Annotated in this window: 17 protein-coding genes and 1 other RNA gene; 10 read left to right on the top strand and 8 right to left on the bottom strand. The window is 60.8% G+C overall.

Annotation, left to right across the window (positions count from 1 at the left end; all coding sequences use genetic code 11):
- Positions 1-59: 59 nt before the first annotated feature.
- Complete coding sequence (locus ACB042_RS03000) at positions 60-551, top strand: molybdopterin-dependent oxidoreductase (protein WP_005351410.1); 492 nt, start codon at positions 60-62, stop codon at positions 549-551.
- 8 nt (positions 552-559) lie between these two features.
- Positions 560-2,386 (top strand): ATP-binding protein, encoded by a 1,827-nt coding sequence (locus ACB042_RS02995; protein WP_047435143.1) that lies wholly within the window; start codon positions 560-562, stop codon positions 2,384-2,386.
- A gap of 317 nt (positions 2,387-2,703) precedes the next feature.
- Here ACB042_RS02995 and ffs read toward each other — a convergent pair.
- The 8 genes from ffs to ACB042_RS02955 form a co-directional block, all read right to left on the bottom strand.
- An RNA gene (ffs, locus tag ACB042_RS02990) (signal recognition particle sRNA small type) lies at positions 2,704-2,800 on the bottom strand.
- A gap of 102 nt (positions 2,801-2,902) precedes the next feature.
- Positions 2,903-3,691: a sulfite exporter TauE/SafE family protein gene (locus tag ACB042_RS02985; protein WP_371177753.1), complete on the bottom strand. Its 789-nt coding sequence runs from the start codon at positions 3,689-3,691 to the stop codon at positions 2,903-2,905.
- Between the two features lie 105 nt (positions 3,692-3,796).
- On the bottom strand, positions 3,797-5,233 hold the full coding sequence (gene arcD / locus ACB042_RS02980) for an arginine-ornithine antiporter (protein WP_005336921.1): 1,437 nt from the start codon (positions 5,231-5,233) through the stop codon (positions 3,797-3,799).
- A gap of 358 nt (positions 5,234-5,591) precedes the next feature.
- Positions 5,592-6,371, bottom strand: coding sequence for an SDR family NAD(P)-dependent oxidoreductase (locus ACB042_RS02975; RefSeq protein ID WP_371177752.1), 780 nt, complete (start codon positions 6,369-6,371; stop codon positions 5,592-5,594).
- Between the two features lie 51 nt (positions 6,372-6,422).
- Entirely contained in the window at positions 6,423-7,325 is a 903-nt protein-coding gene (mmsB, locus tag ACB042_RS02970) for a 3-hydroxyisobutyrate dehydrogenase (protein WP_371177751.1), read from the bottom strand.
- A gap of 51 nt (positions 7,326-7,376) precedes the next feature.
- Positions 7,377-8,489, bottom strand: coding sequence for an enoyl-CoA hydratase/isomerase family protein (locus ACB042_RS02965; RefSeq protein WP_144712827.1), 1,113 nt, complete (start codon positions 8,487-8,489; stop codon positions 7,377-7,379).
- A gap of 18 nt (positions 8,490-8,507) precedes the next feature.
- Positions 8,508-9,290 (bottom strand): enoyl-CoA hydratase, encoded by a 783-nt coding sequence (locus ACB042_RS02960; RefSeq protein ID WP_144712822.1) that lies wholly within the window; start codon positions 9,288-9,290, stop codon positions 8,508-8,510.
- A 140-nt stretch (positions 9,291-9,430) separates the two neighbouring features.
- Positions 9,431-10,588 carry an acyl-CoA dehydrogenase family protein gene (locus ACB042_RS02955; RefSeq protein WP_186301821.1) on the bottom strand — a complete coding sequence of 386 codons (1,158 nt, stop codon included), beginning with the start codon at positions 10,586-10,588 and terminating at the stop codon, positions 9,431-9,433.
- A gap of 320 nt (positions 10,589-10,908) precedes the next feature.
- Between ACB042_RS02955 and ACB042_RS02950 the strand changes: the two genes are divergently transcribed.
- From ACB042_RS02950 to ACB042_RS02915, 8 genes are read left to right on the top strand one after another with little or no spacing between them, the layout of a single operon-like run.
- Complete coding sequence (locus ACB042_RS02950) at positions 10,909-12,051, top strand: isovaleryl-CoA dehydrogenase (RefSeq protein WP_144712818.1); 1,143 nt, start codon at positions 10,909-10,911, stop codon at positions 12,049-12,051.
- A complete protein-coding gene (locus ACB042_RS02945; protein ID WP_371177750.1) occupies positions 12,048-13,649 on the top strand; it encodes a carboxyl transferase domain-containing protein in 1,602 nt (533 codons plus the stop codon). Before ACB042_RS02950 ends, ACB042_RS02945 begins: the two co-directional genes overlap by 4 nt.
- Positions 13,650-13,660: 11 nt before the next feature.
- Positions 13,661-14,515 (top strand): enoyl-CoA hydratase-related protein, encoded by an 855-nt coding sequence (locus ACB042_RS02940; RefSeq protein ID WP_021230305.1) that lies wholly within the window; start codon positions 13,661-13,663, stop codon positions 14,513-14,515.
- On the top strand, positions 14,512-16,482 hold the full coding sequence (locus ACB042_RS02935) for a biotin carboxylase N-terminal domain-containing protein (protein WP_371177749.1): 1,971 nt from the start codon (positions 14,512-14,514) through the stop codon (positions 16,480-16,482). The genes ACB042_RS02940 and ACB042_RS02935 overlap by 4 nt, the downstream gene beginning before the upstream one ends.
- Positions 16,479-17,447, top strand: coding sequence for a hydroxymethylglutaryl-CoA lyase (locus tag ACB042_RS02930; RefSeq protein WP_100653898.1), 969 nt, complete (start codon positions 16,479-16,481; stop codon positions 17,445-17,447). Before ACB042_RS02935 ends, ACB042_RS02930 begins: the two co-directional genes overlap by 4 nt.
- A 2-nt stretch (positions 17,448-17,449) precedes the next feature.
- Entirely contained in the window at positions 17,450-17,860 is a 411-nt protein-coding gene (locus ACB042_RS02925) for a MerR family DNA-binding transcriptional regulator (RefSeq protein ID WP_005336945.1), read from the top strand.
- 36 nt (positions 17,861-17,896) lie between these two features.
- A complete protein-coding gene (locus ACB042_RS02920) occupies positions 17,897-18,658 on the top strand; it encodes an ABC transporter substrate-binding protein (protein WP_144712809.1) in 762 nt (253 codons plus the stop codon).
- Positions 18,659-18,710: 52 nt separating this feature from the next.
- Positions 18,711-21,713: a DUF748 domain-containing protein gene (locus ACB042_RS02915; protein WP_371177748.1), complete on the top strand. Its 3,003-nt coding sequence runs from the start codon at positions 18,711-18,713 to the stop codon at positions 21,711-21,713.
- The last annotated feature ends 35 nt before the right edge of the window (positions 21,714-21,748 follow it).

Genomic DNA, 21,748 nt, shown 5'->3' with positions numbered 1-21,748 from the left:
ACTTCACAAGCCACCGTTGGCTCGGCCCCCATGCCGCCATTTTCCAGGAAGGAGAGATCATGAAAGCAGGCCTTTACATCGCACCACTGTTGGCAGCCCTTTGCGGCACCGCATACGCAGCCCCCTCCCCTGACAGCGCCGTGTTGAAGGTTGAAGGCGCCATCAGCAGCCCCACTCATCAGGCTCTGGCCCTGTGGGACAGCGCCATGCTGGATCAACTGCCGGTACACGAAATCAAAACCCATACCCCCTGGTATGACGAAGCCAAGACCTTTCGCGGCCCGCTGCTGCAAGATGTATTGGCCAAGGTCGGGGCAACCGGCAAACAGCTCACCATTACCGCGCTCAATGACTACTCGGTACAGGTGCCGACCAGCGATGCCGAGCAGTATCGGGTCATCCTCGCCCGCACGATCAATGGCAAGCCACTGTCGGTGCGTGACAAAGGGCCGCTGTTCCTTGTCTATCCGTTCGATCAATATCCCGAACTGCAAAACAAGCTCTATTACGGTCGGGCTATCTGGCAGATCAGCGCGATAAAAGTGGAGTAGATCCCATCATGCGTTCCATGGCGGCCAGTCAACGTTTCTTGTTTGTGGTGCTTTGTGTGCTGCTCCTTGCCTTTGCCGGTATTGGTACCATCCAGTACCGGCAATTTCAGGATCTGCAGCGCAGTACCAGCCAGGGCGAAGACAACGTGATGTGGAACTATTTCCAGCTCTATAACGAAGCGCTGCGTTTTCAAAGCTCGCTGCTCCATGAGTCGCAACCGACCTTCCAGCTCAGATACGATATTCTGGTCAGCCGCATGGATCTGGTGTTGGAGAGCAAGGATCGCAGCCTGCTTCAGCAAACAGAGATCTACCAGCAGGCAAGCAAAGCCATTCGATCCTACATCTCTCTGGCGGATATCTGGCTCGGCCCGGAAGCCACCAAGCCGCTGGACAATCTTGCCCATCAGGAGCTGCGCCAACAGCTTGCCTCCCTGCTCCCCCTGCTCCATCAGCTGACTCTGGAGGTGAACCAGCAGGCGACCCTGTTTGATGTGGCGCGTCGCGACAGCGTGAGGGAGCAGATCATCACGACGACACTCATCGCAACCCTGCAATTTGCGCTGCTCTTTGTGCTCGCCCTGCTGATCTGGCGGCAAATGAATATCTCGTTTCTGCAGCACAAACTGATGCAGCAGCTCAATGACAAACTGCTGCGGGCAAATCAGGCGGCAGAGGCCGGCACAAGAGCTAAAAGCAGCTTTTTGGCCAACATGAGCCATGAAATTCGCACCCCCATGAATGGCATTCTCGGCATGCTCTCACTGCTGGCCGACCGGGATATGGATCCGAGGGAGCGAGACTATCTGGAGACGGCGCGCGAATCGGCAAACCATCTACTCGGTCTGCTTAACGACATTCTGGATGTATCCAAGCTGGAAGAGGGCAAGATCGAGCTGCAACTGGCCCCCCATCACTTGCCCCAGCTGCTGGAGGATATCCGGGCCCTGATGCAGAGCAACTGCGATGCAAAAGGGATCAAACTGACCCTGACTGTTGCCCCCGATACGCCGGAGTGGTTGATGATCGACCCGCTGAGGGTGCGCCAGATCCTCTTCAACCTGGTGAGCAATGCCATCAAGTTCACCCATCAGGGGGAAGTAAAGATCCACGTTGATAGCACCCTGTTGGAGCAGGACCGCCACTCGATACGCATCTCGATCCAGGACACCGGGATCGGCATGAGCAAAAGTCAGTTAAAGAACCTGTTTCAACGTTTCGCTCAGGCGGATGTCTCGATCACCCGCCAATATGGCGGATCGGGCCTGGGACTTGAAATATCCCGTAACCTCGCACGCCTGATGGGCGGCGATATCTCGGTAGAGAGCAGCGAGGGACATGGCAGTACTTTTACCTACATCTGGCCCGCCAGAGCCACGACCCCCTCGATTGTTTGCCTGCCGTCCAAGCCGCTGGATCAGGAGAGCTATCGCATCTTGCTGGTTGATGACAATGCCACCAACCGCAAGGTGATCGGCGCCATGCTCGACTCCGTGGGCCATCAGGTCACACTGGCCGTTCAGGGAGAAGAGGCGCTGGAGAAACTGGGTCACACCGAATTTGATCTGGTGTTGATGGATGTCCAGATGCCAGTGATGGATGGCCTGGTGGCCACCACTCGGATCCGCACCTCCCAGATGCCTTGGGCAGATATCCCCATCATCGCCCTGACGGCTGATGCGATGCCGGAATCCAAGCAATACTATCTCTCCCATGGCATGAATGGATATATCACCAAGCCCATCAATAAAGAGACGCTACTGAGCGAGATAAACAGACATATTTCCCATGGGCGGCTCAAATACAACGCAGCCATGCGTGTCACCAAACAGTAAAACCGCGGATTCCGGGCTACTGATTGCTCATGTGGGGCAACATGGACCTCTGCAGGCAACTGAATGGGCTTGGGTCTGGAACCCACGCAGGCAAGCCGCTTCGCAACAGCTGCACGGGCAGTCAGCTTGTCTCGGGTATGCAGGAATTTTTTGATCTCTTTATGACGACCACAGGGGAGCGTGGTGACTTTCCGGTAATACCAGATGCCGTGGGGACTGAGCCAGAGATTCATCGATGAGCTCCTCGTTGTCCACACAAAGTGGATGACCAAGGGCTTTAGGAAGCTAACTTATTGAATTGCAGAAACAAGTGGTGGCCCTACCAGCCACATCCCGGCACTCGAGTCCCCCGCCTTGGCTGCTACCTTCCGGTCCTGACCAGGTCGACGGGTTATCAATGCGAGAGGACCAATAGGACCACCGGCGAGGAGAATAGGCAAACTGGGCGTTCAATGCAACGGCTTTCTACCCTCCAACAGATCGTTTGCCTTATTTTTCAACAATCTGCCGAATGAATCAGCTAAACAGCATAAATTTCGCCCCTACCAGCAGCATCAGCAGGGCAAAGGCCTGCTTGAGGCGTGTGGGTGACAGGCGGTGTGCCAGCTTGGCGCCAATGCGGGCGAACTGGGTACTGGTCAGCACAATGCCCAGCAGGGCGGGCAGATAGATGTAGCCCACACTCCACTCGGGCAGATCGGCATGATCCCAACCCGCATAGAGGTAGCTGAGGCTCCCCGCCAGCGCGATGGGCATGCTGCAGGCTGCAGAGGCAGCTACCGCATTGCGCATTGGCACCGAGTTCCAGCTCAAATAAGGGACCGTGAGCGAGCCACCGCCAATACCAAACAGCGCAGACATCCAGCCAATGATGGTACCGGCAATGCCTGTGCCGAGCGGCCCCGGCATATGGCGTTCCGCTTTGGGTTTAAGGTTGAGTCCCATCTGTAGCGCCATGCTCCAGGCGAAACAGCCGATGATGATATTGAGGGTGCTGGTGCTAAGCAGATTGGCGGTCATGCCGCCAAGCCAGCCCCCGATCAGCATGCCGGCGCCGAGTCGGCGGATCATCACCCAGTCGACGGCGCCCGCTTCCTGATGTGCTCTAAGCGAGCAGAATCCGGTAAAGATCATGGTGGGCAACGAGGTGCCGAGGGCCAGATGGGTAATGATTTCAGGGTCGATGCCCTGGGCGCGAAAGGTCATGACCAGCACGGGGACAATGATAAGACCGCCGCCGATCCCGAACAGTCCCGCCAGCATACCGGCAAAGGCGCCCAGCAGGAGGTAACCCATAAACAGCATAAAAAATCCTGTGTTAAACAAAAACTGGCCAACACGGCCGGGCAACAGTGGATATCTGCATGAAAAAAAAGAGATGGCGCGAGGGCCATCTCTTCATTGTGCCGGTTAGTGCAGTGGAATGGTACCGTCCATCACCTTGTAGAAGGCCAGCACGGCACAGCCAAGCAGGGCCGCCGTCATCCCCTGCTCCAGCCGGTTAAGACCGCGCAGACCGTGATGCTGACGCGCCTTCCAGTAGATGAAGATGCCCGGACTATAGAGCAGCGCCACCAGCAGCAGGTACTCCACACCGGCAGCGTAGACCAACCAGCAGCCGTAAACCGTCGCCACCAGGGCCAGCAGCAGGTCACGCTTGCGCTGATGAGGTTGACCCTGATAGGTCTCCCCTTTCAATGCCAGCTTCAGGCCATAAGCGCCCGAAAAGACGTAAGGCACCAGCGCCGCCGAGGTTGCGATGTTGACCAGCGCCAAATAGGTGCTGCTCTGAAAGTAGATGATGATCAAGAAGATCTGCACCAGACAGGTAGAGCACCAGAGGGACACCTGCGGCGAGCCGTTCTTGTTCTCCTTGGCAAACCAGCCCGGGAAGACGCCGGTCTTGCCCGCGATGTAGGGCACTTCAGCGGCCAGCACGGTCCAGCTGAGCAGCGCCCCCATCACCGACACCACCAGACCGATGTTGATAAGCCAAGCGCCCCAGGGGCCGACTACGGCTTCAAGGATCATGGCGGTCGAAGGGTTCTTGAGCGCCGCCAGTTGCGGCTGGCTCATGACACCCAGCGAGAACAGGGTCACCATCACATAGAGTGTCAGGGCGCCGAGCAGCGCCAGCACGGTGGCACGGCCCACATCCTTACGATGACGGGCACGGGCAGAGACCACCACGGCCCCTTCAATCCCGATAAAGACCCAGAGGGTCACCTTCATGGTGGACTTGACTTGATCCATCACGGAGCCCAGCTCCATGTTGTTCTGGCCCCAGATATCCAGAGTGAAGGTATCCATGTTGAAGGCCAGCAGGATCGCGACACAGAAGACGATGAGCGGCACCATCTTGGCGATGGTAGTGACGATATTCACCAGCGCAGCGACCTGCACCCCGCGCAGCACCAGCGCATGCACCGACCAGATCAGGATGGAGGCCAGCGTGATGGCGACCGGCGTATTGCCGTCACCGAAGATGACGTTGTCAGGCGTATCGAAGAAGTAGCTCAGGGCGCTAAACACTACGATGGCGTAGGAGACGTTGGCCAGCAGTTGGCAGAGCCAGTAACCCCAGGCGGCGTTGAAGCCGATAAAATCGCCGAAACCGGCTTTGGCATAGCTGAAGATACCGCCATCGAGATCGGGGCGGCGCATGGAGAGGTTCTGATAGACCAGCGCGAGACAGATCATGCCCAGACCGGTGATGGCCCAACCCAGGGCGACCGCCCCGGCACTGGCATGCGCAGCAATGTTTTGTGGCAGACTGAAGACCCCGGCGCCGACCATGGAGCCGATCACCAGCGAAATGAGGGCGCCCAGCCCTAGTTTCTTGTCCATTTCAATCCTGTTTATTTAGGCGGCGGCAGAGCGTCCGTATTCATACTGCGCGCAATATGGGAGGGGCTGGGAATCCTGACCCCGTGAAAAAGGCGGCAACTATATTGCATGACTATTCCGACCGCAATCCCTCGTCCCGTCAATCATGCACCGCCTTGACCGCGCGCAATTTTACAGCACTGACCCATATGGCCTGTGAGCTGGCTCAAATTAACCAAGACCCATTGATATTTCTCATTTTTCTGCCAACACAACCTGACTCGCATGGTTCCTATGCATCGCCATTCAGGCGCTCTCTGTATAAATAATCTGCATAAAAAAGCCCCGGTGGAAACACCGGGGCCCATTATGTAAATCCCTATAAACGCAAACCGCCATCCAGTTCAATCATCCGCCCCGACAGATAGTCGTTGGCAAAAATAAAGCTCACCGTCTCGGCCAGCTGTTGCGCCTCGCCCAGGGTGCCGACCGGAATGGCCTGCTGCATCCGCGCCATCGCCTCCGGCTTCATCGCCGCCGTCATGTCGGTGGCAAACACCCCGGGGGCAATCCCCATCACCCGAATGCCATGGCGCGCCAACTCCCGCGCCCAGGTCACCACCAGCGAGGCTACCCCCGCCTTGCTGGCGGCATAGTTGCTCTGGCCAATATTGCCGGCGCGGGCGATAGAGGAGATGTTGATGATAACGCCCCCCTGCCCCCCTTGCGCCATCAGCGCCGCCCCCTCGCGAGCGCAGAGGAAGGTACCGGTGAGGTTGACGTCAATCACGCTCTGCCACTGGGCCAGCGTCATCTTCTCCACCAGCTCACCCTCTTTCACCTTGATCAGCATGCCATCGCGCAAAATGCCGGCGCAGTTGATAAGACCGTGCAGCACGCCAAAACGCCCTTTGATGGCGGCAAACGCGGCTTCAACCTCGGCTTCGCTCGCCACATTGCAGACAAACAGCTCGCACTGACTATCTTGATCGCACTGACCATTCTGACTGCGCACCAGGGCTGCGGTCGCCTCCAGATCTGCGCGATTGATGTCGAGCAGCGCCAGCTTCGCCCCCTGTGCGCCCAGGGCCAGCGCAATGGCCCGTCCCAAGCCACGTCCAGCGCCGGTAATAACGATGACCTTATCTTTGATATCCATCAATGCTCCTTGTAGCTGGTCGAGGGGAGATGCCTTGAAGAAAGGTGCCCGTCAGGCGGGATCCTGTTTATCCAGATAGAGTTCGACGATGCTGGAGAAATCGCGGCTCCCCTGCCCCTGGGCGGCATGCAGGTTGAACAGGTTACGTGCGAGCGCCCCCATGGGCACCGCGCTGTGGCCATACTCGGCCAGCGCCATGGCCAGCCCCAAATCTTTCACCATCAAACGGGTCATAAAGCCCCCCTGATAGTTGCGGGCGGCAGGGACATTCTCCATCACCCCGGGCCAGGGGTTGTAGCGCTCCAGACTCCAGTTGTTGCCGGAGCTCTTGCCCATGATGGTGGAGAGCACGGCGGGATCCAGCCCCTCCTTCACCCCGAGGGCCAGCGCCTCGGCAGTGCCCGCCATATGGATCGCAAGCAGCATGTTGTTGCACATCTTGGCAATCTGCCCTGCCCCCAGCGTCCCGGCGTGAAACAGGTTCTGCCCCATGCAGGCGAGCAAGGGTTTTGCCGCCTCGAAATCTGCCGCGGCGCCGCCAACGATAAAGGTGAGCGTCCCGGCGGCCGCACCGGCGACACCGCCCGAGACAGGGGCATCAATAAAGCGCAAACCGCGTGCGCGGGCCGCCTCCCCGACCTGACGGGCAGAGTCGACATCGATAGTGGAGCAGTCGATCACCAGTGCACCAACCGGCAGGGCTGCCAGCAGATCCTGCCCCTCAGACAACCAAAGGTCGCGCACATGTTCCCCCGCAGGCAACATGCTGATCACCACCTCGCAGCCAGTCACCGCCTCACGGGCATCCCCCGTGGCGATGCAGCCAGCGGCGATGGCGCGCTCAATGTTTTGGGCAACCAGATCAAACACCTGCACCCTGTGCCCGGCCCTGGCCAGATTGGCCGCCATGGGGCCACCCATGTTGCCGAGCCCGATAAACCCTATCCTTGTCATCCCGCTTGCTCCTTGCGTTGCTGATGGCGGCGTCCGCCGGTTGCCAACCTGTTATCCCTTGCAGGCCAACGGATTGCGCCCCTGCGGCCAGCGATAGAACTCGTCCAGCCACTCCCCCTCCGGTGGCAACTGTTGCCAGCGGGGATCTTTATCCTTGTCGATCAGCAGTGCCCGTACCCCTTCCACAAAATCCCCCTTGAGCACGCAGTTGACCGAGAGGGTCAGCTCCTCGGCAAATACCTCTGCCAGTGAGTTGCGGCGAGCCTGCCAATATTGGCGCCACAAAATGGCACGGCTGATGGGGCTGCCGGTGCGGCAGAGCTGCTGCGCCTGCTGGAGTACCGTCTCCTGTTCATCGAACTGAGCTTCGAACAACCGCGCCAATACCCCTTGCAGCGTGCGTCCCGCCAGCAGGGCATCGATCCTCTGTTGATGGGGCAGCAATACTGGCGCTGGCAAGCGGGCCGCTACCTCACGGTGCAATCCCCTGAGCAGCAGATCGATCTGCTCACGGGACTCACCACTGCCAGCCCAGTCGAGTACGGCGAGGCGTGACAACAGCGCACTGCGCTCGCCACTGGCGATGGCGTGATCCGCCAGCCCAAGACCGATGGCATCACTCCCGTTGAAGCGGGCACCTGTCAGACCGAGCCAGAGCCCCAGCCGCCCCGGCATCCGGCTTAAAAACCAGCTCGCTCCCACGTCGGGGTAGAGTCCTATGGTTACCTCCGGCATGGCGAACAGGCTCTTTTCGGTCACCACCCGAAAATCGGCACCGGCAAACAGGCCAATACCACCCCCCATGCAGATACCGTCCGCCACGCAGATAAGGGGCTTGCGGTAAGAGTGGATGTGGTGGTCGAGCCGGTACTCCTGCTCGAAAAAGTCGCGGGCATATTCGAACAGTTCCGCCTCGCTCGCCTCCTGCTTGCGGTAATAGAAGGAGCGGATATCGCCACCGGCACAAAATGCCTTCTCACCCGCCCCCTGCAACAGCACACAGACGATGGCGGGATCCTGCTCCCAACGGGTCAGCGTCTGTTGCAGGATCTGGATCATCGGCAGGCTCAATGCGTTGAGAGACGCAGGGCTGTCGAGGGTCAACACCCCGACCTGATGGCCATCTTCGGTGGGATAACAGCTAACCTTGACCGGCTCACTCATAAACGGCTCCGTATGGATTTATTCTGTTGGGCCATATTGCCAGCGCGGTAAGCGTTTCTCCAGGAAGGCGGCCACCCCTTCACGCTGATTGGCATCGCTAAAGAGATCGAGAAACAGCGACCGCTCAAGGGGCAAGGCGGCATCCCGCGGGCCACTGCGGCCCTGATTGATCAGGGTTTTACAGGCGCGCAGGGCGCTCGGGCTCTGGCGCTCCACCAGATGGGCCATCTGGTGCGCGGCCTCCCACGCCTGACCGGTTTTCACCACCTCCTCCACCAGCCCCATCTCGTAGGCCAGCGAGGCACTCACCTTCTCACCGCAGAGGATCATCCGCTTGGCCCAGCCCGGCCCCACCAGCTCGGTCAGGCGCTGGGTGCCACCGGCACAGGGAAGCAAGCCCACCGAGGCCTCCGGCAGTCCCAGCAACGCCTGCTGCTCGGCGATGCGGATATCACAGGCCAGCGCCACTTCCAGGCCACCGCCCATGGCATAACCATTGATGGCGGCGATACTGACGCCGTGAAAACGGGCCAGCGCCTCGAAAGCCTTGCCAAAGGCCTCGGCTACTTCGCTGGCCTGCTCGACATTCCCCTCGACAAACATATTGAGGTCGGCACCGGCGCAGAAAAATTTGTCGCCCGCACCACGGATCACCAGCGCCACCACATCGGGACGACTGTCGAGCTCCACCATCATCTGCAAAAAGGCCTGCAGGCTGGCGAGGGTCCAGGTGTTGGCAGGGGGATGATCGAGGGTGATATAGGCCACGTGGCCATGATATTCGAGTCTGATCCTTGTCATAACATTGTCCTTGTCGATGAAGCTGCATCCATGATGACAGGCTTGAATGACACCAACTTGTGGCTGGCTCACAAAGCCGAAACCGGCATGGCATGGCGCAAATCGGGTGGCAGGCAACACACCTTTGATGCGACCACCGGTTAGCCCAGCGACAAACCGGGATCGGCCAGCAGGCGGCGCGCGATGATGAGTCGCATCACCTCGTTGGTGCCCTCCAGAATGCGGTGTACCCGGGTATCGCGCAGATAGCGCTCGAGCGGATACTCGCGGATATAACCATAGCCGCCAAAGAGTTGCAGAGCCTCATCACAGATTCGGTAACCCACATCGGTGGCAAACCGTTTGGCCATGGCACACCAGGCACTCTTGTCCGGTGCCCCGCGATCCAGCTTGTCGGCGGCCTGACGCACCAGCAAACGGGCGGCAGCCAGCTCGGTCGCCATATCGGCCAGGCGAAACTGCACGCTCTGGAATTCGCTGATCGGGTGACCAAATTGCTGGCGCTGCTGCACATAAGCCAGCGCATCGTCCAGCGCCTGCTGGGCGGTGCCCACCGAACAGGTGGCAATATTGATGCGCCCCCCATCGAGGGCCTGCATGGCGAACTTGAACCCTTCCCCCTCTTCGCCCAACCGATAACAGGCAGGAATGCGAACCCCGTTGAAAACAACCTCCCGGGTCGGCTGGCTGTTCCAGCCCATCTTCTCTTCCGGCTTGCCATAGACGATACCCGCGCTATCTGCCGGCACCATAAAGGCAGAGACCCCCTTCGCACCTTCACCACCGGTACGGGCCATCACCACCAGCACATCGCTGCTGCCTGCTCCCGAGATAAAGACCTTGGTCCCCTCGATGAGGTAGCTGTCACCCTCGCGCACCGCCCGGGTCTTGAGTGCCGCCGCATCGGAACCCGCCCCCGGCTCGGTGAGGCAATAGGAGCCCAGCAGCTCGCCGCTGGCCAGTTTGGGCACCCACTCCTTGGCAACCTCGGTGGGCAACCAGCTACCCAGCATCCAGCTCACCATGTTGTGGATAGTCAGATACGCCGTGGTCGAGGTACAGCCCATGGCGAGGCGTTCGAAGATGAGGCTCGCATCGAGGCGCGGCAGCCCCAATCCGCCAAACTGCTCCGGGGTATAGAGACCACAAAAACCTAGCCCGGCCGCCTGCTTGATGGTCGGGATCGGAAACTCATGCTCCTTGTCCCAGCGCGCGGCATGGGGTTTGAGCGCCTCATCGGCAAAGGCGGCGGCCGCCTCCACATACGCCTGCTGATCATCGGTCAGGGTAAAATCCATCTTGTCGTTCGCTCCCTTGTTACCCAACGCTTATTTTCCCGCGCTTACTTTCCTGAGTTAGTGCTTTATAACGCGGCGCCCACACGCTGCGTCAGTCGGATCTGCCACTATGGCGCTGTTGTCGTGGTAGCTGATGACGCTCTCACTACCACCGCTTTATCGACACACAACAGATTAACAATTGATTTACGTTTACGCTAACGTAAACTTGTGACAGAAGTGAAGTACAAAAATGGACCGACCACTGCCAGCCGTAACGCCGAGTCAGCCGGTCGAACCCACCTTCCTACCCGACTGTCATATCCGCAAGGAGAGCATGGATGCAGATGGATGAGACCCTGAATGCCCTGACCGAACAGGTTGCGGCCTTCTGCCAGAAAGTGATCGCCCCGCGCGCCAGCGAGATCGATCAGAGCAACGCCTTTCCCCGTGATCTCTGGCCCCGGATGGGTGAACTGGGGCTGCACGGCATCACGGTGGTGGAGGAGTATGACGGGGTGAATCTCGGCTATCTGGCCCACGTGCTGGTGATGGAACAGATAAGCCGCGCCAGCGCCTCGGTCGGCCTCTCCTACGGCGCCCACTCCAATCTCTGTATCAATCAGATCCACCGCCACGGCACGGCGGAGCAAAAAGCACGCTATCTCCCCCCGCTGGTGAGCGGCGAGCATGTGGGGGCGCTGGCCATGAGCGAACCGGGAGCCGGGTCCGATGTGGTCAGCATGCGCCTCACCGCGGAGCGCGAGGGCGATCACTTCGTGCTGAACGGCAACAAGATGTGGATAACCAACGGACCCGATGCCGACACCTTCGTCATCTATGCCAAGACAGATACCAGTGCGGGCCCCAAAGGGATTTCTGCCTTTATCGTTGAAGCAGGCACTCCCGGTTTTTCTACCGCCCAGAAGCTCGACAAGCTGGGGATGCGCGGCTCCAGCACCTGCGAGCTGGTGTTCGACAACTGCCGAGTGCCGCAGGAAAACCTGCTGGGCCCCCTGCACGGCGGGGTCAAGGTGCTGATGAGCGGGCTCGATTACGAGCGGGTGGTGCTGGCTGCGGGCCCCCTTGGCATCATGCAGGCCTGCATGGATGTAGTGCTGCCCTATGTGCGTGAGCGCAAGCAGTTTGGTCAAGCCATCGGCGAGTTCCAGCTGGTGCAGGGCAAGCTCGCCGACATGTATACCCGCCTCGCCAGCAGCCGGGCGCTGGTCTACTCGGTGGCGAGCGCCTGCGATCAGGGTCGCACCAGCCGTAAAGATTGCGCCGCAGCCATCCTGTTTGCCGCCGAAAACGCCACCCAGATGGCCCTCGACGCTATCCAGCTGCTCGGCGGCAACGGTTACATCAACGAATACCCCACTGGCCGCCTACTGCGGGACGCCAAACTCTACGAGATCGGCGCCGGCACCTCGGAGATCCGCCGCTGGCTCATCGGCCGCGAGCTGATGGGAGAAAATGCATGAGTCGTATCCACTCCCACCTTGACACGGCGAGCCCGGAATATACGGCCAATCGGGCCGCCATGCAGGGGCTGGTCGACGATCTCCATGCCCGCATTGCCGAGATCGCCCAAGGAGGCGGCGCGGCCAACAACGCCCGCCATCAGGCCCGTGGCAAGCTGCTGCCCCGCGAGCGCATCAATCAGCTGCTGGACCCGGGCTCCCCGTTTCTCGAACTCTCGGCGCTGGCTGGCTGGCAGGTCTATGACGAGCCGGTACCCGCCGCCGGCATCATCACCGGCATCGGCCGGGTCTCGGGCAGGCTCTGCATGCTGGTGGTGAACGACGCCACCGTGAAGGGCGGCACCTACTACCCGCTCACGGTGAAAAAACACCTGCGCGCCCAGGCCATCGCCGAGCGGCTGCGCCTCCCCTGCCTCTATCTGGTGGATTCCGGCGGCGCCTTCTTGCCGATGCAGGATGAGGTGTTCCCCGACCGGGATCACTTTGGCCGCATCTTCTACAACCAGGCCCGCATGTCGGCCCAAAACATCCCTCAACTGGCAGTGGTGATGGGGCTCTGCACCGCTGGCGGCGCCTACGTGCCCGCCATGGCTGATGAATCCATCATGGTCAGGGAGCAAGCCACCATCTTTCTGGCGGGTCCGCCGCTGGTCAAGGCCGCCACCGGCGAGGAGATCAGCGCCGAGGCCCTGGGCGGCGCTGAAGTGCACTGTGCCCACTCCGGCGTTGCTGATCATATGGCCCGTGACGATGCCCATGCGCTGGCCATCGCCCGCACGCTGGTTACTCATCTGGGTAACGAGCCGATAGAGAGCAGCCCCGGCTACGAGCCCCCCTGCTACCCGATCGAGGAGCTCTACGGTCTGGTGGGCACCAGTCTCAAACGCCCTTACGACGCCCGCGAACTGATTGCCCGACTGGTGGATGGCTCTGACTTTGACGAGTTCAAGGCGCTGTTCGGCACCACACTGGTGACCGGCTTTGCCCGTATTTGCGGCATGGAAGTGGGTATCCTCGCCAACAACGGCGTGCTGCACAGCGACAGTGCCCAGAAGGGGGCCCACTTTATCCAACTCTGTAACCGGCGTGCCATCCCGCTGCTCTTTTTGCAGAACATCACCGGCTTTATGGTGGGGAGTAGCGCAGAAAAAGAGGGGATCGCCAAGCACGGCGCCAAGCTGGTCACCGCAGTGGCCTGCAGCCGGGTGCCCAAGATCACCCTGATCGTCGGCGGCAGCTTTGGCGCTGGCAACTACGGCATGTGCGGCCGCGCTTATGAGCCCGATTTTCTCTTTAGCTGGCCCAACAGCCGTATCTCTGTCATGGGTGGCGAACAAGCTGCCGGAGTGCTGGTGCAGGTGCGTCGCGACAAGCTGACTGCCGAGGGCAAAGATTTGAGCGAGCAGGAAGCGGCCGCCATCCGTGCCCCGGTGATCGAACAGTATGAGCGCCAGGGTCACCCCTACTACGCCAGCGCCCGCCTGTGGGATGATGGCGTCATTGACCCGGCCCAGAGCCGCACCGTGCTGGCGCTGGCGCTCGCCGCCTGTCAGGGGGCCCACATTGAACCCGAGCAGTACGGCATCTTTCGGATGTAAGGAGCAAAACGATGTCAGATCCACTTACTTCCTCAGCACTTGGCTCTTCAACACAGGGCCCGTTTCGGCTGGAGCGGCACGGCCCGCTGGCCGAGCTGGTGCTGTCGCGCCCGGCCCGCCACAACGCCTTTGATGCCGACCTGATGCTGGGGCTGCTCGACTGCCTCGATGATCTGGCCCATCTCCATGGTCATGATCTCGCCGAACGCCCTCACGCCCTGCTGCTACGTGCCGAAGGCAAACACTTTTGCGCGGGCGCCGACCTCAACTGGATGCGTAATCTGGCCCACGCCGATTTCGAGCACAATCGCGAAGACGCCCGGGTACTGGCGCGGCTGATGCAGACCCTCGATGAGCTTCCCTTCCCTACGGTGGCGCTGGTGCAAGGGGCCGCCTACGGCGGGGCGCTGGGCCTCATCTGCGCCTGCGATCTGGTGCTGGCCAGCGACGATGCCCGCTTCTGCCTCTCAGAGGTGAGCCTGGGTCTGGTGCCTGCGGTGATCAGCCCCTACGTGGTGCGCACTATGGGGATGCGTCAGGCGCGCCGCTACATGCTCAGTGCCGAGCCGTTCGATGCCATCACCGCCTGTCGGCTCAATGTGGCACACCAACTCTGCCAACCGGATCAACTGCTGGCGGAGGGACGGGCGCAGGCCCTTCGTCTGTGCCGCAACGGGCCGGAGGCGATGAAAGAGACCAAACGACTGCTGGCGGCGATAGAGGCCCATCCTTCCCGCCTGCACGAAGAGAAAACCGTCGAGACCATCGCCCGGGTTCGGGTGGGGCTCGAAGCACAGGAGGGAATGCAGGCCTTCTTTGACAAACGCCCTCCCGCCTGGCGTCCCCGTTTCAAGGATGAGACATGACCCATCACACTCAGATTAAGCGCCTGCTGATTGCCAATCGCGGCGAAATCGCCGTGCGCATCATCAAGACGGCGAAACGCCTCGGCATCCACACCATCGCCCTCTACTCCGATGCCGACGCCCATGCCATGCACACCCGTCTGGCCGATGAGGCATGGCATCTGGGGCCTGCACCGGCCAGAGAGAGTTATCTCGACACCGGCAAGGTGCTGAAGATTGCCAAAGAGGCGCACGCCGATGCCATCCATCCCGGTTACGGTTTTCTGTCGGAAAACAGCGATTTTGCCACCGCCTGCGAACAGCGCGGCCTGCGCTTTGTCGGCCCAAGCGGCGCCGCCATTCTCGCCATGGGCGACAAATCGGGCGCCAAGGCGCTGATGCAGGCGGCCGGTGTACCTGTACTGCCCGGCTATCACGGCACGGATCAGCGGCCGGACTTTTTGCGCGATCAGGTGAGCCAGATTGGCTTCCCGCTACTTATCAAGGCCGCCAGTGGCGGCGGTGGCAAGGGGATGCGCCGGGTCGATCAGCTGGCCGACTTTGACGAGTCGCTGGCGGCAGTCAAACGGGAAGCCAAGGCTGCCTTTGGTGACGATCTGGTACTGCTCGAGCGCTATCTGCCCCTGGCGCGCCACGTGGAAGTACAGGTCTTTGCCGATAGCCTCGGCAACGCCATCTATCTGGGGGACAGGGACTGCTCCTTGCAACGACGCCATCAGAAGGTGATCGAAGAGGCGCCCGCCCCCGACATCCCTCCGGCTCTGCGCCGCGCCATGGGGGAGGCAGCCGTGGCCGCAGCCAAGGCCATCCACTATCAGGGGGCTGGCACCATCGAGTTCCTGCTCTGCAAGGATGAGTTCTTCTTTATGGAGATGAACACCCGGCTGCAGGTAGAGCATCCGGTCACCGAAGCGGTGACCGGGCAGGATCTGGTGGCCTGGCAGTTGGCCGTAGCCGAAGGCAAGCCACTGCCACTCACTCAGGAGGAAGTGGTGCTGCGCGGCCATGCGGTGGAGGCGCGCCTCTACGCCGAGGATGTGGCGGCCGGTTTTCTGCCTGCCAGCGGGCCTATCCACTGGCTCCACTGGCCCGTTGGCGTGCGCATCGACACTGGCGTCACCGCTGGCGATGAGGTGAGCCCCTATTACGATCCCATGATCGCCAAGCTGATCGCCCACGGCCAGAGCCGCACCGAGGCGTTCGCCAAACTTGCCGATGCGCTGGCTGCGCTGGATCTCGGCCCGCTGGTGCACAACGGCGCGCTCTTGCTGCGCCTTTGTGAAGAGCCTGACGTCCTGGCCATGGGCCACCATACCCAGTGGCCCATCCCCACCACAGCGCAGCCCATTCCTGAACTCGCCTGGCCGCTGGCCGCCCTCTGGCTGGCGAGCCGCCCTGCGGGCACCTCCCCCTGGCAGCAAGCCTGCGGATTTCGGCTGGGGCCAGTTCGCAGCTGGACGGCGGCGGTGCGCATCGGTGATGAGCGCCGGGTATTGACTCTTAACGATCATGGCGGCCAGTTTGAGTGGCAAGGGGAGACCCGTTGCTACCAGAGAGGTGACGATAATATCCGGCTGCAGCAGGGTGGCTGCTGGCAACAGATCCCCATTCAGACGGTCGCAGGCCCGGAGGCAGCCTTCATCATGACCCTGGGGGGCCAGCGCATCCGCTTCGCGGCCGATGATCGGCAGCACAGCCACCACCATGAGCAGGCAAACGAGAAGGCGCAGGGCGCCATCGCCCCCATGCACGGCATAGTGGTAGCCGTGATGATCGAACCTGGCCAAACGGTCAGCAAGGGGCAACCCCTGCTGGTGCTGGAGGCGATGAAGATGGAGCACCAACTGCGTGCAGAGCGGGACGGGGTAATTGAAGCCCTGCTGTGCAAACAGGGCGAGCAGGTAAGCCAGGGAACCGTGCTGGTGCGCTTTGCCGAAGAGACTGCTTCACAGGAGGAACACCCATGAACCGATCACAGGACGTCCGTGACGACAGGGTCAGTCTGGTGGAGATGGGACCGCGAGATGGCCTGCAAAATGAAGCTGCGCCCCTCTCCCTGGTGCAACGGCTGGAGCTGATCCAGCGCCTTACCGACAGCGGTCTGCAGCGCATCGAGGTGGGTGCCTTTGTCTCTGCCAAAAAGGTGCCACAGATGGCGGACTCCGCAGCGCTGTTCGAGGCACTGCCGCGCAAGGGCTCAACCCGTTACGGTGCCCTGGTGCCCAATCTGCAAGGCTTGCAAGCAGCCATTGCCGCCCGCGCCGACGAGATTGGCCTCTTCACCGCCTGCTCCGACGGTTTTACCCGCGCCAATATCGGCATCAGCGTGGAGGAGTCGCTGGTACGTTTCGCTCCGTTGGTGCAGGAGGCACGCCGCCTCGGCATCAAGGTGCGTGGCTACCTCTCCACCGTCATCGCCTGCCCGTTCGATGGCCCGACCCGCCCGAAACGGGTCGCCGCCATGGCCGAGCAACTGCTGGATCTCGGTTGCCACGAAATTTCGCTGGGGGACACCATCGGCGTCGGCACCCCGGGCACGGTGGCGCCCATGCTGGATGCGGTGCTGCACGAGATCCCGGCGGGTCGACTCGCGGTCCATTTTCACGACACCTACGGCCAGGGGTTGGCCAACCTGCTACCCGCGCTGGAGCGCGGCATTCGCACCATCGACTGCTCGGTGGCGGGGCTTGGCGGCTGTCCCTATGCGCCGGGCGCCTCCGGCAATGTAGCGTCAGAAGAGGTGGTCTACCTGCTGCACGGCCTTGGCATGACGACCGGGGTGGATCTCGACAAACTGGCGGCCACCGGCCAGTGGGTGAGCGAGCAGCTCGGCCGTCCCAACGGCTCGCGGGTCGGTCAGGCCCTGCACGCCAATGCCGAGCGGCTGCGCGCCCGCCTCTGCCAGCCACACGCCCAGCAACAGGAGTCATGACCATGTCCCGTTCCCTGCCCGGCAAGGAGATCACCTACAGCATTTCGGAGCTGGCCCACGAATTCGATGTCACGCCGCGCACCATCCGCTACTACGAGGATGAGGGGCTGCTCACCCCGCTGCGGGAGGGGCAAACCCGCATCTACAGCCATCGGGACAAGATCCGGCTCAAGTTGACCCTGCGCGGCAAACGGCTGGGGTTTAGCCTGGCCGAGATCCGCGAGCTGTTCGATATGTACGACACCGACAAATCGAGCAAAACCCAGCTCCACTCCATGATCCAGCTGATCGAGGCAAAACGCGGCGCCCTGCGCCAGCAACTGGAGGATATCCAGATGGTGATGGCCGAGCTGGAGGCCGCCGAACAGCGCTGTGTTAATTCCCTTAACAGCTTGAAAACTGGCGCAGATTAACCGAATCTGGGAGCAAGCTATTGCCCTGGGGATCCCATGAGATATTGGTGCTGGTTTTTGCTCTTGTTCAGCCTCTCTGGCTGGAGCCATCCCCTCATCAAGGTTGGCGGATACCCCTATGCCCCCTTTGTGGTCAAACTCTCCGATTCTCGCTATGAAGGGCTGACTCTGGAGCTTATCGACCAGCTCAATGCCGTACAGAAAGAGGTGACCTTCGTCTTTGTCCCCACCTCGGCCGCCAACCGTTACAAGGCGCTCGATCTGGGCCGGTTCTCGCTGATGTTGTTTGAAGACACCAAGTGGGGCTGGGACACCGATAAATTCAAGATGACAGCCCCCTTCCTCGGTGGTGGCGAGGTCTATGTGGCCCTGAACAAAGCGGGGCGGGATCAGCGCTTTTTTGACGATCCTGCCAGCCATCACCTCATCGGGGTGACCGGCTATCACTACGGCGTCGGCCAGTTCAATGCCGATCCCCTCTACCTGCAGCGCAAGCTCAATATCACCCTGGTCAAAGACAACGTCAGCGCCCTGCAAGCGCTACTCAAAGGGCGCGGCGAGGTAGCCATTCTCAACGTTTCATACATTAACCAGTATCTGCAGGCCAATCCCGACACAGCCGACCAGTTGCTGATCTCGCAAAAATGGGATCAACAGTATCAACACCGCGCCATCCTTCACCCTGAGGCCCCCATTACCCCTGCCCAGCTGGAACAGTGGCTGGCAGCGCTGCAACAAAAGGGTGAACTGGATCGCCTTTGGACAAAGTACGGCGTACAACAGCACGCAACCCCATGATTACTATCCAGCTTTTCTGTACCATGGCGGGAACCAAATGGGAGTGCACCAAATGAACACCACCGAGCCCGCGTCCCCCAAGCTCCGCTTGCTGCGCTACCTTGCCTACGCTTTCCTGCTGCTTCTTATCCTGATGACCCTGCTGCTGTGGCAAACCCCCCGTCTGGTCCAGCGCTATCTGCCCGGCTGGCTGGCCGAGCACTATGGCCTGCAACTGACGCTGGGAGAGATTGACGTAGGGCTGCGCAACCCTTCTCTCACCCTCGGCGCGACTGCCCTGCTCGATACCAAACAGCAGCCCATCATCGGTTTTGAGCAGCTTTTTATCACCCCCGACCTGCAAGCCAGCTGGCAGCAGAAAGGGGTCGTGCTTTCCGCCGTCACCCTGACCAAACCCGTGGTGCTGCTGCAACGGCTGGCAGACAAAAAGGGGGAGGTTCGACTCAATCTGACCGATGCGCTGGCGACCCTGCTCGCCCCTGCCCCCTCCCCCGAGCCCGAAACAGCCAGCGCCCCGCTGCTGGTCGATATTGCCAGCGTCAATGTCACTGACGGGCATGTGCGCTATCAGGATCAGCGCAAGGAGAGCGAACCCGGCTGGTTGCCGCCTCTCAATCTGGAGAAAATGACCCTCAAGCTCGATAACCTGCGCACCGAGGCAAATCACCCGACCGCCTATCAGCTGAACGCCACCATCAACGGCAAAAGCAGCCTCGCTGCCCACGGCAAACTCGATGTGATGAGCGGCATGGGTCAGGGCAAAGCGAGCCTCAAACAGGTCGAGCTGAAACCCTTCGCCCCGCTCTGGGCACCCTATCTCAAGCTGGATCTGGCCAAGGGCCACGCCAATGCAGAGGTGGAATACCAGCTTAAAGAGGGCAAGCAAGGAGTGCAGTGGCAATTGTCCAAAGGCAAGCTGACGCTGGACAACTGGCAGCTTAAAAAACACAAGGGCGACGAATTTGCCCGCTTCGGCCAGCTGGCCCTGAGCGAGCTGGCGGTCGATGGCCAGAAACAGTCGCTCCAGATCGGCAAGGTGACCCTGCAACAGCCCCTGCTCAAGGCCACCCTCAACCCACAGCAGGAGCTGGATCTGGCTGACTTGCTGATTGAACAGGCTCCCGCCAAGCCCGTCAAAGAAGCCAACACCGCAAACGAGGTGGCAAGCAATGCGGCGCCCAAATCGGCACAACAAGCAAAGACAGCCGGTAACGGCAAGAAACAGGTGCCAGACAAACCCTGGCAGTGGCAGATCAAGCAGATCCTTATCGACAAGGGCGATCTCACCCTCACCGAATCGAGCAGCGGCAAACCGCAGGCACGCCAGCTCTCCGGTCTCAAGCTGGCGTTGGGGCCACTGGGCAGCAAGGGGGAGCAACCGAGCAAACTGACTCTGGCCACCCAGTTCAACCAGAGCAGCCCCCTCACCTTTGATGGCCAACTGACCCTGACTCCTTTCACCTTAAGCGGCGACATCAACCAGCAGGGGCTGCCCCTGACGCTGGCACAGCCCTATCTGGCCGATCTGGTACGCATTAAGGTGCAAAACGGGCTGCTGAGCAGCAAGACCCGCCTTGATCTCGCCACCACCGCCCAGGGAGATCTCAGCAGGCTGACCCTGCAAGGGGGGCTCGATATCAACGGGCTCAAAGTAGTCGATCGGGCAGACAATCAGCGGCTGCTGGAGTTCAACACCCTGGCTCTCACCGGTCTGACGTACGACGGCATCAGCCAGCAGATGCGGATCAAGGACATTGCTCTGAACAAGCCCTTCGCCCGCATCGAGATCAACGAAGATGGCACCACCAACCTGCAACAACTGCTGTTACCGCAGCCGGCGGCAACCAACAGCACTCAAGCGGCGGCAGGCAGCAAGGCTCCCGATTTTCGTTTCACCATCGACCAGCTGCGCACCGAGCAGGGCAACCTGCGCTTTGCCGACCGCAGTCTGAGTCAGGATTTTGTGGCCGATATCGCCTCGCTGGGCGGCCAGAGTCGCCATATCAGCAATATTCCGGGGCAACGCTCCGATCTCGCCTTCAACGGCAAGGTGGATCGCTATGCGCCAGTGACCATTCGCGGCGGTACCAACCTGCTGGTCGCCAACCCGATCCTCGACATCGCGGTCGCTTTCCACAATCTGGAGCTCACCACCTTCACCCCCTATTCGGGCACCTATGCCGGTTATGCCATCGACAAGGGGCAGCTCTCCATGAAGCTGCACTACAAGCTGGAGGGCAATCGGCTGGAGGGGGATAACGACATCACCATCAAGAAGCTGCAACTGGGCGAGAAGATCAAGAGCGATCAGGCCAAGGATCTGCCGCTGGGGCTGGCCATCGCCCTGCTGAGCGATGCCAACGGGGTGATACAGATGAACCTCAAGGTGAAGGGGGATCTCGATCAACCGGACTTCAGCATCGGCAATATCTTCTGGGATGTGCTGGGCAACACACTGAGCAAGGCGATCACCTCCCCCTTCTCCCTGCTCGCCTCGCTGGCCGATGGCACCGAAGATCTCGACGAACTTCCCTTCCTGCCGGGGGAGCCCGATCTCACCCCCACCCAGCAGGAGAAACTGGTCAAGCTGGCGCAGGCCCTCAAGGATAGACCCAAGCTCAGCATGAACATTCGCGGCAAGGTCAACTTCAACGAGGAGCGCCCCATCCTGCAACGGCAAAAGCTGGAGCGGGTACTGGCCAAGCTCACCGGCAATCAGGCGGATCTCGACCTGCTGGAACAGGACTCAGCCCTGCAAGAGGCGCTGGCCCAGGCCTATGAAGAGCGCTTTGGCGAAGATCTGGATGATCTGGCCGATCGCCTCCATCTGGATGAAGAGAGCGCAGCACTGCGGGCCCAGGCGGTGATCCTGCTGCGGGATCAGCAGCTCATCACCGCCAAATCCCTGCGCAATCTCGCCATGCGCCGGGCGCAAAATACCAAGGAGTTTCTGGTCGACAGCCAGGGGATCGCCCCAGAGCGGCTGTTCGTGCTCGACAGCCAGGTCAAGGAAGAGGACAAGGAAGCCAAAGTGATCCTGACACTGGATCAGTAAGGCCGCCGTACTGCGCAAATGCGTAATAAAAATAC

Origin of the sequence: Aeromonas sp. S13(2024), assembly GCF_041402405.1 — a bacterium.
GTDB classification, from domain to species: Bacteria; Pseudomonadota; Gammaproteobacteria; order Enterobacterales; family Aeromonadaceae; genus Aeromonas; species Aeromonas veronii.
The sequence above is the reverse complement of the archived record's forward strand: the minus strand, read 5'-3'. Positions and strand labels throughout refer to the sequence as shown.

Coding starts and splice junctions, on each gene's coding strand:
- ACB042_RS03000 (WP_005351410.1), top strand. CDS start 60: ATGAAAGCAGGCCTTTACATCGCACCACTGTTGGCAGCCCTTTGCGGC.
- ACB042_RS02995 (WP_047435143.1), top strand. CDS start 560: ATGCGTTCCATGGCGGCCAGTCAACGTTTCTTGTTTGTGGTGCTTTGT.
- ACB042_RS02985 (WP_371177753.1), bottom strand. CDS start 3,691: ATGCTGTTTATGGGTTACCTCCTGCTGGGCGCCTTTGCCGGTATGCTG.
- arcD (WP_005336921.1), bottom strand. CDS start 5,233: ATGGACAAGAAACTAGGGCTGGGCGCCCTCATTTCGCTGGTGATCGGC.
- ACB042_RS02975 (WP_371177752.1), bottom strand. CDS start 6,371: ATGGATATCAAAGATAAGGTCATCGTTATTACCGGCGCTGGACGTGGC.
- mmsB (WP_371177751.1), bottom strand. CDS start 7,325: ATGACAAGGATAGGGTTTATCGGGCTCGGCAACATGGGTGGCCCCATG.
- ACB042_RS02965 (WP_144712827.1), bottom strand. CDS start 8,489: ATGAGTGAGCCGGTCAAGGTTAGCTGTTATCCCACCGAAGATGGCCAT.
- ACB042_RS02960 (WP_144712822.1), bottom strand. CDS start 9,290: ATGACAAGGATCAGACTCGAATATCATGGCCACGTGGCCTATATCACC.
- ACB042_RS02955 (WP_186301821.1), bottom strand. CDS start 10,588: ATGGATTTTACCCTGACCGATGATCAGCAGGCGTATGTGGAGGCGGCC.
- ACB042_RS02950 (WP_144712818.1), top strand. CDS start 10,909: ATGCAGATGGATGAGACCCTGAATGCCCTGACCGAACAGGTTGCGGCC.
- ACB042_RS02945 (WP_371177750.1), top strand. CDS start 12,048: ATGAGTCGTATCCACTCCCACCTTGACACGGCGAGCCCGGAATATACG.
- ACB042_RS02940 (WP_021230305.1), top strand. CDS start 13,661: ATGTCAGATCCACTTACTTCCTCAGCACTTGGCTCTTCAACACAGGGC.
- ACB042_RS02935 (WP_371177749.1), top strand. CDS start 14,512: ATGACCCATCACACTCAGATTAAGCGCCTGCTGATTGCCAATCGCGGC.
- ACB042_RS02930 (WP_100653898.1), top strand. CDS start 16,479: ATGAACCGATCACAGGACGTCCGTGACGACAGGGTCAGTCTGGTGGAG.
- ACB042_RS02925 (WP_005336945.1), top strand. CDS start 17,450: ATGTCCCGTTCCCTGCCCGGCAAGGAGATCACCTACAGCATTTCGGAG.
- ACB042_RS02920 (WP_144712809.1), top strand. CDS start 17,897: ATGAGATATTGGTGCTGGTTTTTGCTCTTGTTCAGCCTCTCTGGCTGG.
- ACB042_RS02915 (WP_371177748.1), top strand. CDS start 18,711: ATGAACACCACCGAGCCCGCGTCCCCCAAGCTCCGCTTGCTGCGCTAC.